Source organism: Dinoroseobacter shibae DFL 12 = DSM 16493 (assembly GCF_000018145.1).
Lineage (GTDB): Bacteria > Pseudomonadota > Alphaproteobacteria > Rhodobacterales > Rhodobacteraceae > Dinoroseobacter > Dinoroseobacter shibae.
Genome location: NC_009955.1, coordinates 1 through 14,215, shown reverse-complemented (window position 1 = coordinate 14,215; position 14,215 = coordinate 1). Strand labels below are relative to the sequence as shown.

The 14,215-nt window shown below is 58.8% G+C and carries 15 protein-coding genes and 1 pseudogene; 4 read left to right on the top strand and 12 right to left on the bottom strand.

Going from position 1 to position 14,215, the window contains the following annotated elements:
* The first annotated feature begins 100 nt into the window (after positions 1-100).
* The gene (locus tag DSHI_RS21895; RefSeq protein WP_369817429.1) at positions 101-388 is read left to right on the top strand and encodes a hypothetical protein; all 288 of its coding nucleotides are present in this window, start codon (positions 101-103) and stop codon (positions 386-388) included.
* Between the two features lie 47 nt (positions 389-435).
* Here DSHI_RS21895 and DSHI_RS18260 read toward each other — a convergent pair whose 3' ends face one another.
* The 3 genes and pseudogenes from DSHI_RS18260 to DSHI_RS22410 all read right to left on the bottom strand — a co-directional run.
* Positions 436-1,101 (bottom strand): L,D-transpeptidase, encoded by a 666-nt coding sequence (locus tag DSHI_RS18260; protein ID WP_007803448.1) that lies wholly within the window; start codon positions 1,099-1,101, stop codon positions 436-438.
* A 193-nt stretch (positions 1,102-1,294) separates the two neighbouring features.
* Entirely contained in the window at positions 1,295-2,017 is a 723-nt protein-coding gene (locus tag DSHI_RS18255; RefSeq protein ID WP_007803446.1) for a cytochrome c biogenesis CcdA family protein, read from the bottom strand.
* Positions 2,005-2,124 (bottom strand): annotated as a pseudogene (locus tag DSHI_RS22410) (IS5/IS1182 family transposase); the annotation flags it as partial. The gene DSHI_RS18255 and the pseudogene DSHI_RS22410, both read right to left, overlap by 13 nt.
* Before the next feature lie 109 nt (positions 2,125-2,233).
* Between DSHI_RS22410 and DSHI_RS18250 the strand changes: the two are divergent.
* Positions 2,234-2,878, top strand: coding sequence for a hypothetical protein (locus DSHI_RS18250; RefSeq protein WP_007803445.1), 645 nt, complete (start codon positions 2,234-2,236; stop codon positions 2,876-2,878).
* A gap of 7 nt (positions 2,879-2,885) precedes the next feature.
* Here the strand turns inward: DSHI_RS18250 and DSHI_RS18245 are convergent, their stop codons facing one another.
* The 5 genes from DSHI_RS18245 to DSHI_RS18225 all read right to left on the bottom strand — a co-directional run bounded on the left by DSHI_RS18245 (position 2,886) and on the right by DSHI_RS18225 (position 8,857).
* On the bottom strand, positions 2,886-4,223 hold the full coding sequence (locus DSHI_RS18245) for an APC family permease (RefSeq protein ID WP_007803442.1): 1,338 nt from the start codon (positions 4,221-4,223) through the stop codon (positions 2,886-2,888).
* Between the two features lie 48 nt (positions 4,224-4,271).
* On the bottom strand, positions 4,272-6,560 hold the full coding sequence (locus tag DSHI_RS18240) for a copper-transporting P-type ATPase (protein ID WP_222864283.1): 2,289 nt from the start codon (positions 6,558-6,560) through the stop codon (positions 4,272-4,274).
* Positions 6,561-6,695: 135 nt separating this feature from the next.
* Positions 6,696-7,616 (bottom strand): prolipoprotein diacylglyceryl transferase, encoded by a 921-nt coding sequence (gene lgt, locus DSHI_RS18235; RefSeq protein ID WP_007803438.1) that lies wholly within the window; start codon positions 7,614-7,616, stop codon positions 6,696-6,698.
* 105 nt (positions 7,617-7,721) lie between these two features.
* Positions 7,722-8,108, bottom strand: coding sequence for a DUF302 domain-containing protein (locus DSHI_RS18230; protein WP_007803435.1), 387 nt, complete (start codon positions 8,106-8,108; stop codon positions 7,722-7,724).
* Between the two features lie 140 nt (positions 8,109-8,248).
* On the bottom strand, positions 8,249-8,857 hold the full coding sequence (locus DSHI_RS18225; RefSeq protein ID WP_012187178.1) for an EF-hand domain-containing protein: 609 nt from the start codon (positions 8,855-8,857) through the stop codon (positions 8,249-8,251).
* A gap of 397 nt (positions 8,858-9,254) precedes the next feature.
* Between DSHI_RS18225 and DSHI_RS23150 the strand changes: the two genes are divergently transcribed.
* The gene (locus DSHI_RS23150) at positions 9,255-9,812 is read left to right on the top strand and encodes a hypothetical protein (RefSeq protein ID WP_012187179.1); all 558 of its coding nucleotides are present in this window, start codon (positions 9,255-9,257) and stop codon (positions 9,810-9,812) included.
* 76 nt (positions 9,813-9,888) lie between these two features.
* On the opposite strand, the gene DSHI_RS18215 is transcribed toward DSHI_RS23150, so the two are convergent.
* The 4 genes from DSHI_RS18215 to DSHI_RS23010 form a co-directional block, all read right to left on the bottom strand.
* Positions 9,889-10,554 carry a L,D-transpeptidase gene (locus tag DSHI_RS18215; RefSeq protein ID WP_012187180.1) on the bottom strand — a complete coding sequence of 222 codons (666 nt, stop codon included), beginning with the start codon at positions 10,552-10,554 and terminating at the stop codon, positions 9,889-9,891.
* A gap of 42 nt (positions 10,555-10,596) precedes the next feature.
* A complete protein-coding gene (locus DSHI_RS18210) occupies positions 10,597-11,082 on the bottom strand; it encodes a disulfide bond formation protein B (protein WP_008327308.1) in 486 nt (161 codons plus the stop codon).
* A 140-nt stretch (positions 11,083-11,222) separates the two neighbouring features.
* Complete coding sequence (locus DSHI_RS18205; RefSeq protein WP_007803424.1) at positions 11,223-12,485, bottom strand: multicopper oxidase family protein; 1,263 nt, start codon at positions 12,483-12,485, stop codon at positions 11,223-11,225.
* Positions 12,486-12,610: 125 nt separating this feature from the next.
* A complete protein-coding gene (locus DSHI_RS23010; protein ID WP_012187183.1) occupies positions 12,611-13,192 on the bottom strand; it encodes a L,D-transpeptidase in 582 nt (193 codons plus the stop codon).
* Positions 13,193-13,371: 179 nt separating this feature from the next.
* Between DSHI_RS23010 and DSHI_RS18195 the strand changes: the two genes are divergently transcribed.
* On the top strand, positions 13,372-14,208 hold the full coding sequence (locus tag DSHI_RS18195) for a DUF305 domain-containing protein (RefSeq protein WP_012187184.1): 837 nt from the start codon (positions 13,372-13,374) through the stop codon (positions 14,206-14,208).
* Positions 14,209-14,215 lie beyond the last annotated feature (7 nt).

Genomic DNA, 14,215 nt, shown 5'->3' with positions numbered 1-14,215 from the left:
TATTCGTCCAGCAAGAAAGGCGCCCTGCGGAGGCTTGAAGCTAGCCGCCCCCTTGAAACGACGCGGTTGGAGCAACGCTTGCCGGTACGAAGCGATCAGAATGAGTGAGGTAGACATGCAGAAACGAAACGCGCCGATTATCGCAGCGACATTGGTGCTTGCTGGCTGCGCGGTGCCAACGCTGGACGACGGCGGCGCTCGCAACGAAGTGGGAAGTGTTCCCGAGGCCGTCATTGCCCTTGCTGCGCCTGGTCAGGATCTCACCACGGCGCGGCTTCGTCCCGAGGATGGCTGTTATTGGTATGAACACAGCGGTCCGGTGGAAAACACCTTGGTTCCGCTACGCTCGGCAGGTGGCAACCCCATCTGCACTTCGCGCCAGTCCTGATCAGCCCATAGATGCGTCAAGCCCACGCGTAACACATGATGCGCCAGTCAACTTCTCGGGGTGACGCTGTCTTCCGCCGAGTACAGGAATGCCGTCGAGCCAATCTCGACGTTGGGATAGAGATCATTGATGTGTGCCATGACCATTCGGACGCAGCCGGAACTCGCACGGCCGCCAATGCTTCTTGGATACGGTGTCCCGTGAATCCTTAGATAGGTGTCTCGGTCGCCGACGAAGAGATAGAGGGCTCGCGATCCGAGCGCGTTTTCAGGTCCGGGTTCCATACCGTCAGCGATATCGGCGTAGAGCTCTGGGTCGCGGTCGATCATGTTTTGTGTCGGCTGCCAATGCGGCCACCTGACCTTGCGCTTGATCGTATAGGTGCCCGGTTCGTAAAGTTTACCGCGCGCGATCGCCACGCCATAGCGCATCGCCGTGCCGCCTTCTTCGATGTGGTAGAGATAGCGCGCAACAGCATCGACATGGATATCACCGGGTACAAGTCCGTCCTTCGCGAGGACCCGCTGTGGCAGGAAGCGAGGGTGAAGGCCCCAAGGGTTGGACGTGGCCGGGTCGTAGCCGGGAGGTGTAACCTGTGCGTCCCAAGCTGCCTTCTGCGCATCGGTAGGCCACGTGTCTGCAAGGAGCGGGCTGGATATCGATGCCGAAAACAGCGCGGTGGTCGTCTGGATGAAATGTCGTCTTGTCAGCATATAGATTGCTCCGTTCACGCATTGGACGGCAAACCGAACCTTACCCCGAACGCAGTGTTGTTCGCCCGGGAAGGAGTGAGGCGTTATTGGCAACTTGCTCCATGGTGCCGTTCTTTGTCGGTGGCTTAACTCCTAAAGCTACTAGAGGTTCAAGAAAATTTTCTGTTATCAATAGACGCTGCTACTAATGGAGCTATCCGATCCGTCCCAGAACCGGAAATACGTCGAGCATCCAGTATGACAGCGCGCTCAACTGCCCTGTCATCATCGCCAGCCCCATCAAGATCATCACTATGCCCGCAAGCTGGTGGAGGCGGCGGCCAACCCGGCCGATGGCCCGCAACCGTCCCGCGATCTGGTCGGTGAATCCGGCCACGATCAGAAACGGTATTCCAAGGCCGGCGGAATAGACGGCAAGCAGCATGATACCTTCGCCCATCGTGGCACTCGCCGCACTGGCTGTCAGGATCGCGCCGAGGATCGGGCCGATGCACGGAGTCCAGCCGAAACCGAAGGCAAGACCGAGGACATAGGACGCAGCGGGTTGGCCCCCGGGGATGTTGAGATTGAATCGGAAGTCGCGTTCCATGACCGAAACACGCGCGGCTCCTATCATGAAGAGCCCGAAGAAAATGATGATGCCGCCCCCAACGAGGTTGAGTTCATACCGCCACCGAAGCAGGGCCTGACCCATTGCAGTCGCGGATGCGCCAAGTCCCATGAAGATGGTGGAGAAGCCGAGGACAAAACACAGGCTCAGCCAGACCGCGCGCGACGGCGAAGCGCCGACCACCCCGCCCTCAGCGGCTGTGCGCCCGGTTACGTAGGAGACATAACCTGGCACAAGAGGTAGCACGCAGGGGGACAGAAATGATATCGTGCCGGCTAGGAGGGCGGCGGTGAGGGCGCGCGCCAAGTGATGTCTTCGTCGACCCAGATCAGCAGGGACCCCCGCTTGCGCAGCGATGCGTTGTAGCTGGACCAGTTGGTCGTACGATAGCGGGCGGGAGATGGGTTGCTCATGGAATGCGGCTAACAGCATGGGTTCGCGAAGGGAATCCTGAGGCGTCAGACTTGTGCAACAACGCCCCGTATCATCGACCTAGTGGTGCCCACATGGCAGGCTATTTCAATGGATAGATTTTTCTCTATCAGTATGCCCGCGGCTCAGTTTGTTAGAAATGTCCTGCTGTTCAGCTTCGCTGCATTACTGCCGGTCCTGTTGTTCTACGTCTTACTGGCTCCGGGCTTTGCTCCGGCTCTTGCTGCCGGCGGACCGGCACTCATGCGCTTACTAAGGCAGGTTGCGACCAACGGTTTGCCCGTGGTTTTTGCCGTCAACTATGTCAGTTTTTTCCTTTTCGCTATGACAAAGCAACCAAAGGCGGGCTCAAGAGACACGGCGTTTTTCGTGCTGGTCGATGTCTTGCTCAGAGCCCTTCTCTTTCCAGGTCTCCACGTGCTGATATACGTTCTATCTGCCGACTGGTTCGGGTCATTCGGCGGCAATCGTTCAACCGCTTTGGCGGTTGTATCCCCGACTCTTGCGCGTTCGGCGTTTTTCGAGAACATCTCCGGCGTTTACCTCTATGCGACTATGATAAGCGCGTTGCCGCTCTACGTCTCGGCTTTCGGGCGGTCGGAATTTCTTGGACCGGTTGTACGTCGCTTGCCCATGAACACGGGCGTGATGCTGCTTGCCCTGGCTGCGTTTGCCTTGTCGGTCGGGCTGATCACGATCGGCGCACAAGGCATCGCATCTCTTCAGGCCAGGTGATGGCAGGCTAATCACCGTGGGCGTGGGCGGGGGCGGGGGCGACTTGCGGTGCCACCCATTGCGACAAGTAAACGCGCTCGAAGGCGAACACAGCGATCATCCCGACAGCGGCGTAGAGAACGATCATCGGGTCGCTTTGAAGCTTCATCACGGTGAAAGCTGCCAGTACTATCGCATCGAGCGCCAGGGCAGTCAAAAGCACGATACCGAAGGCGCCGACGTCTGCTCGACGATAGCGGAACACGCCCCAATGTATGATCATGTCCATGACGAGGTAAAAGAAAGCACCGAGGGATGCGATCCGGCCTAAATCAAAGAGCACGGCCAACGTCGCGGCGATGACGACAGTATAGACCAGGGTGTGGCGTTGGATGGGACCTGGCATACCGAAGTGGCTGTGCGGGATCATTTCCATGTCGGTCAGCATCGCCAGCATACGCGACACCGCGAAGACGCTGGCCAGAACGCCGGACGCCGTTGCGACAGCGGCCAGGATCACCGTGAGTATGAAGCCGGTTTGTCCAAGGGCGGGCTGCGCCGCTTGTGCCAGCGAATAGTCACGCGCTGAGATGATCTCCTCGATCGTGAGACTCGAACCGACCCCGTAGGCGACCAACAGGTAGACGACGACGCAGATTCCGATAGAGAACATGATCGCTCGGCCAACATTGCGATTTGGTTCAGTGATCTCGGCTCCGCTGTTGGTGATCGTGGTGAATCCCTTGAACGCAAGGATGGCCAGCGCCGTAGAGGCGATGAACCCCGTGAGCCCGTAGGATTGTGAGGTCTCGGACGCCGCGGCGAACGCAAAACCACTGGACCACAGGGCCGCGATGCCAAACAGAGCTATGCCTCCGATCTTGATCGCGGCCATGATCAACGAGAACAGCCCGACCGAGCGGTTTCCGGCCATGTTCACCAAAAAGGCGAAAACGATCACGGCCACAGCCAGAGCGGGGACCAATGGGCCACCTTCGATATCGAAAGGGCGCAGGACATAGGTGGCGAAGGTTCGCGCGACGAGGCTTTCCGCGATCACCATGCTGAGCGCCATCAGCAGTGCGGCCCCGCCCGCGATGGCTCCGGGGCCATAGCATTTCTGCAGGATCATGGCGATGCCACCCGAGGACGGCCATTTGTTCGACATCCTGATGTAGCTGTAGGCGCTGAAGCTTGTGACGACCGCGCCGGCGATGAATGCAAGCGGGAAAAGCGGGCCGGCGAGCTGCGCGATTTGCCCCGTCAACGCAAAGATTCCAGCGCCGATCATCACGCCTGTCCCCATCGCAACGGCTCCGCCCAGACTGATGGAATTTTCGCGGTACGTTTCTTTTTCGCTCTGCATAAATGGCCCCCTTTTAATTTTGGTTCATCCGAACGCTGTTGCGCGCTTCTAGATACGAACGCCGCGAAGGCGCAGCGAATTGAGCACCACCGAGATTGACGACGCGCTCATGGCGAAGGCAGCAAACATCGGACTGATGAGGATGCCAAAGAAGGGAAACAGAACTCCCGCCGCGACCGGCACGCCGGAGGCGTTGTAGATCAGCGCGAAGAACAGGTTCTGGCGGATGTTGCGCATCGTGGCCCGGGCGAGCCGCCGCGCACGCACGATACCATCAAGGTTGCCCTTGACCAGCGTGACGCCCGCGCTTTCGATGGCCACATCGGCGCCGGTGCCCATGGCGATGCCGACATCGGCCTGCGCGAGCGCGGGGGCGTCGTTGACGCCATCCCCGGCCATGGCGACCTTGTGGCCCGCCTCTTGCAACTCAAGGATGATCCGCGCCTTGTCCTCCGGCAGCACGTCGGCCCGGATCTCATCGATTCCGAGCCGCGTGCCGATGGCCTTGGCCGTGCGTTCGTTGTCGCCGGTCGCCATGATGACGCGGAACCCCAGTTCATGCAGATCCTCGATGGCTTCTGGCGTGGTCTCCTTCACTGGGTCGGCGACAGCAACTAGACCGGCGATCTCGCCATCCAGCACAACGAACATGACCGTCTCGCCTTCGTCGCGGCGGGCATTGGCCTTGGCGGTCAACGCGCCCGCCTCGAGCCCCAATTCGCGGATCATCGCCAAATTGCCGAGCGCGACCGCTTTGCCGTCAACGACCCCCTTGACGCCCTTGCCAGTGACCGCCTCGAAGTCCCGTGCCTCGTCCATTTTGACATCTCGCTCCTCCGCACCCCTGACGATCGCTTCGGCCAAGGGGTGCTCCGATCCGCGCTCAAGCGATGCGGCGAGACGCAAGACCTCGGCTTCGTCGTGGCCGGGTTGCGGGAGTACGTCGACAAGCCGCGGCTTGCCTTCGGTCAACGTGCCGGTCTTGTCGACGATCAGGGTATCGACTTTCTCGAACCGCTCCAGCGCCTCGGCGTTCTTGATCAGCACCCCTGCCTGAGCGCCCCGTCCTGTCGCTGTCATGATCGACATCGGTGTCGCCAGGCCAAGCGCACAAGGACAGGCGATGATCAGAACCGCCACCGCCGAAATCAATGCGTAGGAAAGCGCAGGCGCGGGCCCCCAGATCGCCCAGGCGATGAAGGACAGGACCGCGATACCGATGACGGCCGGAACGAAATATCCCGCCACCTTGTCGGCGTATTTCTGGATCGGGGCGCGCGAGCGCTGCGCGTTCGACACCATCTCGACAATTTGAGCCAGCATCGTGTCGGACCCGACACGCGTCGCCTCCATCACCAGACTGCCGGTGCCATTGATCGTCGCGCCGGTCAGCGGGTCGCCCTCGGTCTTCTCGACCGGCACGGGTTCACCGGAGATCATGCTTTCGTCGACCGAGGACCGGCCGTCCAGAACCACGCCATCGACCGGCACCTTGTCACCGGGCCGCACGCGCAGCCGGTCCCCGACTTGCACGTCCTCCAGCGGGATTTCCTCCTCGGATCCGTCGTCCCGGATGACCCGCGCGGTCTTTGCCGCCATGTCGAGAAGCGCGCGGATCGCCTTGCCGGTCCCCTCGCGGGCGCGTAGTTCCATCACCTGGCCGAGCAGCACCAGCGTCACGATCACCGCCGCCGCCTCGAAATAGACGCCGACATGGCCTTCGGAGTCTCGGAACCCATCAGGGAATATGTCCGGTGCGAGAACGGCAACGACGCTGAAGAGCCAGGCGGCAAGAACGCCCATGCCGATCAGGGAGAACATGTTGAGGTTCAATGTGCGGAACGAAATCCATCCGCGTTCCAGAAACGGCCAGCCGCACCACAAGACCACTGGCGTTGCCAGGATCAATTCGATCCATTGTGTGGTGCTTTCGCCAAAAAAAGTCCGGACTGCGGGGAAACCGACGAATGGCCCCATCGTGAGGACAAGGAGCGGGATCGTCAGGACTGTGCCGACCCAGAACCGCCGTGTGAAATCCACCAGTTCGGGATTTGGACCTTCATCGCCCGGCACACCGGATTCCAGTTCCAATCCCATACCACAGATCGGACACGCGCCCGGATCAGGCTGCCGCACCTGAGGGTGCATCGGGCAGGTGAAAATGGGACCATCATGTCCTGTAGGAACCAGATCATATCGGCCATCGGCCGGCGTGGCACCCGCGTGGTGTTCGTGATGATCATGTGCTGAATGGACCTCGAGCTCCGATTCCGGCACGAGGTGCATCCCGCATTTCGGACAGTTGCCGGGCTCGTCCTGCCGCACCTCAGGGTGCATGGGGCAAACGAATACCGAAGAAGCTGCTGTGGTTTCAGAACTGTCGGGAGTGCTCATTTTGCGGTCCTTTCCGAGAATGCTTCTCTTGCCTAGGGCTTCCATCCGCGGGAGGGTCAAGAGAGATCAGTACGGCGATTACATTGCGGCTCTGCGGGGTGGCGCTGTCCGGCCCCGTTCCCGCCGGGCGAACACGATCAACGCCAGCCCGACCAGCGCCATTGGCATGGAGAGCAACTGGCCCATGGTCAAACCCCACTCACCAAAATGAAGCGCATGGCCGATCGGGTTGTCCGCCGTCACAAATTGTTGGTCCGGTTGCCGGAACATCTCGACGAAACTTCGGGCAAGACCATAGCCGGTCAGAAACACGCCAGCCAAGGCACCGGGCATTTTCAGCCAGCCCCGGCCCCAAGCGAGATAAATGAGCAGTATTCCAAGAATGAGCCCCTCCAATACCGCCTCGTACAGCTGGGACGGGTGTCGGGCGCAGAGGCCGCTAACCCCTGGGCAGGCCTGCGCGACTTCGCCGGGAAAGATCACCGCCCAGGGAACGTCCGTTGGACGCCCCCACAACTCATTGTTGGTGAAGTTCGCCAGCCTTCCAAGAAACAAGCCTGGTGGTGTTGCCAAAGCCAGCAAGTCGCCAGTGCTGAGCAATGACGCGTTCTGTCTAAGGCAGAACAGCAAGGCCGCGATGACAACTCCCGCGAACCCCCCGTGGAAAGACATGCCGCCTTGCCAGACCATCAGAATTTCCAAGGGATTGGCGAGATAATATGCGGGCTGGTAGAACAGTACAAAGCCCAGGCGACCACCAGCAATCACGCCGATGATGATCCACGTCAGAAGATCTTCGATCTGCGTTCGGTCAAGCGGCGGTCCAGCTGACGTCCAGAGCGCGGGACGGCTTATGGCACTCGAACAAATGCGCCAGCCAATCAGGATACCGAAGATATAGGCTAGCGCGTACCAGCGGAGTGCGAATGTGACCCCCCCGATGTCGAAGGAGAAGAGGTCGGTTCCAATATCCGGAAATGGCAATCCCGCTGGCAGCACTGGGTGAGTTCCTCATCAGGAATTTACGTGGGGATTAGATGGCATTGATCGAGCACCGCTAAAGGCGCTCGATCTGCGACAGGGCATCCAACGCCCATCCCGCCATCACGCGGTGTCGAGGGCGTCCCGAAGGAGATCGCGGACTTCGCCGGCGACCGCGTCCAGGTCTTGGTTCTGCACCGCCTGCATCGAAGCGACAGGATCGACCGCGCTGACCTCGGTGTCGCCGTCCAGTTGCCGCAGGATAACATTGCAGGGAAGCATCGCACCGATGCGAGGCTCGATCTCGATGGCTTTGTGCGCCATGCCCGGATTACAGGCCCCCAAGATGCGGTAAGGCGGCATGTCCGCATCAAGTTTCTTTTTCATCGTCGCTTTGACGTCAATCTCAGTCAGAACGCCGAAGCCCTTGTCTGCCAAAGCATCCCGAACACGCATCTCTGCGTCATCGATTTTGGTGTCTTTCAGGACGCGATCATAGGTATAGGCCATGGGAATTTTCCTTTCCGTGTCTCTATTTGTTGGCATACCGAGGCTAAACGGTTCAGGTCGCGGTTCGGTTCAATGTCCCGACCGCGAATGGTTTTGGGGTTGTGAGGACGGGTGCCGGAAAAAAACCGGCACCCATTGGCTCAGTTGTCCTGCATCATGGAGCCGTTGCCCATGCCCTGACCGTTGCCAGGCCGCGCAGGCGCATCTGCCATATTCGACCGCATCATCTGCATCCGCTCCATCCTATCGGCAGGAGCGGCCATCTCTTCCGGCGTCACCGCGCCGTCGCCATCGGCATCGAGGTGTTGGAAGCGATCCACCATCATTTCGCGGATCATCGCGCTGTGGAGAGCTTCAAACTCGGTAATCGAGAGGCTTCCATCCCCGTCGCTGTCAAACTCGGAAAGCTTGGCCTGCAGCTGCGTGCGCATTTCTTCCGGCGTCGTTGTGCCGTCTCCATCAGTGTCGAACATTTGCATCATGCCGCCAGCCATGCCTGGGCTCATCATACCACTGCCCATGCCTGCGCCCATCATGCCTGCGCCCATCATGTTTCCGTGCATGCGCTTCATCATGTCCATCATTCCGCCCATGTTCCCCATCATACCGGGACCACCGTTCTGCATCATGCCTGGTCCGCTCTGGGCGCCAAATTGTCCCCCACGCCCGTGGTTGGCGTCCGCGAATGCGGCACCGCCAAGGGCGGTTGCAGCCAGGGTCATTGCAGCGAGTAAAGTGTTGCGTTTCATTTCGATCACCTCGTGTCAGTGTTGCGATACCCAGCATATGGGGGGCACCTGCAGATGCGGAATGCCACGCGAGCCGGTGTTTTGTATCGCGAGGTCACAAAGGCGGGGTCTGTTACAAATTGCGACAAATCAATTCGGGGCGAACGCTCCTCTTCATCTGAAACATGCGATATCCAGAAAAAAAGGTGTCGAGGATCCGTATACCAACCGAAACCGAACCCATGTTTCGGTAGAGGTGAAATCCGGAAGAGTTGATGTCGAGATTGCTAGAGGCCCTGAATATCCCGAAAATTCAATCATTCAACCCATGGCAGGAGGCTGCAGGGTGCTCTTTTTGAACCGCATTTTCTCAGTTCTAACCTTGGTAATTTTGGCGGGGTGCGGTGCAGGAAACGACATGCGCCCGGATGCTTCAGCCGAAGTCATCAGTAGCGCATCCTACCGTCACGATGGACCGGCCGCGCTGACGTTGTACACCATGATCAACAACAGGTCCGGGGCGGGTGCGCATAGCAGCGTCATGATTAATGGGTCGCAGCGTGTTATCTTCGATCCGGCAGGAACGGTCCGGCTGAGCGCTGTACCGGAACGGGGAGATGTGCTTTATGGCATTACTCCACAAGTGGCCGATTTTTATGCGCGGGCTCATGCTCGCGAGACCTACCATGTCGTCATACAAGAGATCGATGTGTCTCCCGAAGTCGCGGAGCAGGCTTTGCGCCTTGCAATTGCCAGCGGCCCAGCCGCTTCCGGTTTTTGTAGTGCCAGTACCTCCGCGGTACTCAGACAATTACCAGGATTTGAATCCATCGGACGCACATTTTTTCCAAAGCGCCTGATGGCGGATTTTGGCAAGTTGCCGGGCGTGCGAACCACAAAGCTGTTCGAGAACGATGAGGACGACAAATCCGTAGCGATCGCACAGTTCGAAAGTTCACTTGCGACACAGCCGTGAGTGTTCGTCCAACAATTCATTGGAAGATGTCCCTGCACGACGCAGTCCTCGGCGTGTGAGCCAAAGATGCAATAGGTTAGCTTCGAGCGGTAACGCTGTCTTCGGCCGAGTAAAGGAACGCCGTCGATCCGACAGCGACATTCGGATAGAGATCATTGATGTGGGCCATCACCATGCGCACGCATCCCGAACTGGCCCGGCCGCCAATGCTGCGAGGGCTCGGCGTTCCGTGAATTCGAAGGTACGTATCCCGATCTCCGACGAATAGATACAAAGCCCTGCTGCCCAAGGCATTGTTGGGGCCGGGCTCCATACCGTCGGCAAACCGCTCGTAAGCCTCCGGATCGCGTTCGATCATTGACTGCGTTGGCGTCCAGTGCGGCCATTCGACCTTTCGGCGGATCGTATAGGTGCCGGGTTCATAGAGATCGCCCTTGGCAATCGCCACCCCGTATCGCATCGCGGTGCCACCTTCCTCGATATGGTACAGATAGCGCGCGATCGCATCGACGTGAATGTCACCCGGGCGCAAACCGTCATTCGCCAAAACGCGTTGCGGCAGCAGCCTGGGATGCAGCCCCCATGGGTTGGTTGTTGCCGGGTCATAGTTGGCGGGCGTGATCTGCGCATCCCAAGCTGCTTTTTCGGCTGTTGACGGCCAGGTCTTAGCGAATGCTGGCGAACTCAGAGACGCTGAAAACAGCGAGCCGGAAAGTGCAAGGAAGTGTCGTCTTGTAACCATGAAGCGAAGCCCTTTGTTTGTTTTCGATGAATGCGGGACGATTCAAGAAACGTCCGCGACCCCATGCCACCGAACCTTTTGATGTCTTGCGATCGCGACCAACCAGAGGCAAGCAAGGACACCGCTTAGGATCGCGTTCCAACTGGCCATGGACAACGTCAGAAATTCCCAGACAACCTCACTGCACAGAACAAGATTGGACGTATTTGAACTGGCAGAGGGCAGCAATTCCGATACCGACATTTGGGAAACATCGAGGCCGGATCCCGTGCAAGAAGTCGGTCCCTCCCACCAGCCGCGCTCGACACCGGTATGAAACACTCCCAACGCGGATGTGCTGAGTACCGACAGGGCACCGATTATCAGGATTGGCAAAATCGGCAGAGCAAAGAGCAACAGAGCGCCCATTCCAATGGCGATTGCGTGTGGGTAGCGTTGCCAGATGCACATTGCGCACGGCGCGTACCCAAGAGCCTGGAAAACGAAGGCCCCCAACAGCAAGGCGGCTGATCCTGCCGCCGCAGTCATGCCGAGAGATTTTGGTGTCAGGGTCAATGAACGCTCCCATTGGCAGTCGATGGACCTGTTTCTCGCTTGTCAGGTTACGTAGACGGCGAAAGGCCTGTTATCATTCAGAGATTTGTAACGGTATGTATCCGTCTCGACCCTCAGCCGACTCTGATCCACGTTGCCATACCGTCGGCTTGGTGGCTCAACATGTGGCAATGCAGCATCCACGATCCCGGATTGTCCAGGACGACGAGAATATCCCGCGTCTCGCCGGTATCCAGATAGGTCGAGTCCCGGTATGGACCGGCTTCACCCGCCGCATCGAGTTCCCAGAAATGGTGGCCATGCAGATGCATGACGTGTGGGAACCCGGTTTCGTTGCGGATCGAAATGCGCGCGGTCGTCCCCTGCGCGGCGGATAGGAAAGGCCTTCGAGGCAGGCCGGATACGTCATTGAGCGCCCATGTCCCTGTGCCGTTGTGGGACGCGCTTCCCGCACCTCCCTGGAGCACCAGCTCCGCGGTTTGGCCGGGGTCTTTCGGGGCGGGCATTCGGTTGGCGGGCAATGCGGTGATGGGCGCTTTCGCGGGCTCACGGGAACCGGAAACAGCGATTTCGCCAAGGCTCAACGTCTGTTCTCCAAAGCTGTCGTCGAATCTAATAGGCCCGGTCGCATCACCAATCACATCGCATCTTTGCCCCGGAGCGAGAAGGATCGGTTCGAGCGTCCGAGGATGCGCCAGAGGCATGCCATCCAGTGCAACGATCTTGCCTATCAAACCATCCAGGCCGACACGGTACACCCTGTCGATAGAGGGATTTATGAGACGCAGTCGCAGACGGTCGCCTCGTTTCACAGTCTTGCCGGTTCCATTGAAAACAAGTGCCGTGACCGTATTGCCGATACGGCCCTCGGTTGCGAAGTGGGCCGGGTTGAACGCTTCGTCGTACTGCCCGGACTGATCCAGCAAGACATCGAAGAACTGAACAACGATGTCATGGTCGACAGCCGGCGCATTTTGCTCCTCGACGATGAAGGCGCCGAAAAGACCGCGGCTGACCTGATCGTAAGACAGGTAATGCGAGTGATACCAATACGTGCCGGCATCCGGGACGCCGAATTGATAACGATACGAGTCGCCCGGAATGACCACATCCTGAGTGAGGACGTTGACACCATCCATCCGATTTGGAACCCGCAACCCATGCCAGTGAACGAGAGCGCCCTCCTCCAATCGGTTATCGAGGGTAATGCGGGCGGTTTGTCCTTGTCGCATTCTGACTTCTGGGCCCGGCAGACCACCGTTGAAGCCCAACATCGACACGTCGTACCCAGCAAGGTGCGCCTTGATCGATTGGGGCGCGAGGATCAACTCGTGTGTCGCTGCTGGCAAGCGGGTACCAGCCAGCGCAACGGTCATCCCGCCAAGGAAAGACCTCCGGCTCAAAGACAATTCCGTCACCTCATGAATGATAGACTGGCTTTCGCCAACTGCCGCACTTGTGCCATTTCCGGAAGAGGAACTTCAAGGCGACAGAACACTCCTCACGCCGTTGTCACTTTGGGATACAGGAAGACGCGGGCGCCGATTTCAACGCGTTCGTACAGATCCTTCACATGTTCATTCGTCAACCGCGCGCATCCATTCGACACGGCAGACCCAATTGTCTCCGGGGCGTTCGTTCCATGAATGCGAAGATAGGTATCGCGTCCCTCGGCATCGTAGAGATAGAGCGCGCGGGCCCCGAGCGGGTTGTTTGGCCCGCCTTTCAGTCCATCCTTGTACTTTGCGTATTTGCGTGGCTCGCGCCGGATCATGGCGTTCGTTGGCCGCCACCATGGCCATTTGGCCTTGCGCGCTACCGTGAACTCTCCGGGTTCGTACAAACCTTTGCGCCCTACCCCGACCCCGTAGCGGATCGCCATCCCGTCCTCGAGCATGAAATAAAGGAAAAAATCGTCGGGAACGACGTGGACATCGCCTTTAACCCAGTCACCACGACGGGTGTTTACCAATTGTGGTTCGAACCGTTCGGGCAATTTGACTTTGTGGGCCCAGGCAGTTGTGGGCAGAAAGCAACCCATCGCTCCGGCACAAATCAATTCTCGTCTCGTGAAATTCTGCATGGCGCGATCTCCTCGGACCCATGAAAATTCAGTGCGCGTCAGGGGCAAAGAAAAGAAGCCGTGAACCGGGGCAAACGACGCGCCTTTGTTGCCTTGAAACTACGAAAATTCGTGCTTTTGGAACTCTCCAGCGCTGGAATGTTGTTGTTTTACAGAGAACTGCAAGGAGGTGACTGGAAATGCACTACTCACGATTCTTTATGATGATCGGAACATCGACCGTGGTCATGTTCGTTCTGATGTACCTGAACACCTATCTTTGGGGCCATATCTTCTTTTCGGAGACACGCCTTTACATGGCCATCCTGATGGGGGCGACCATGGCCGTGATCATGTTGGCGTACATGTTGTCCATGTATCAGAACACCAAAGCCAACATCGCGATTTTCGTTGGCGCAATAGTCCTTTTCGCGGCGAGCCTCTGGCTGGTTCGCGGGCAATTCACGGTGCAGGACAGGTCCTACATGCGCGCCATGATCCCGCACCACTCGATCGCCATCATGACGTCGACTCGTGCCGAGATCACCGACCCGCGCGTCCGGGGGCTCGCAGACGACATTATCTATGCGCAGGACAAGGAAATCGCCGAAATGCGCTACCTTATTGCTGACATTGGAGCAAACGGCGAAGCATCGGCCACGCGAAGCGAAACGCCGGCGCAGGTTGTGGATGCGCAACAGGCGCTTCAAACGGAGGTCGTGTCGAAGGTCGATCCTGAGTTTCTGACGGAAGACGAAATCGCTGCGGTGTTCCCGAATGGCGGAAATTGCCGCTTTGCTTACACCTCGGACAGTCCGGCTGTACTGGTGACTGGTGAAACCGGCGAAGGGTCTGCCGCCGCAATGAAGATCAGCGGTGATCTGGTGCGCCTGAATGCGCAGGGCGAAAATGCATTTTCTGAAGGCCCGCTGTCGGCCGAGATCGCAGAGACGAACGGTGACCTGACCGATCTGATCGTCAGCGCGGGAACCGACTACGAAGCCGGGTTCCGTGGTCAACTTACGTGCAGCGGATAAGGAGGAA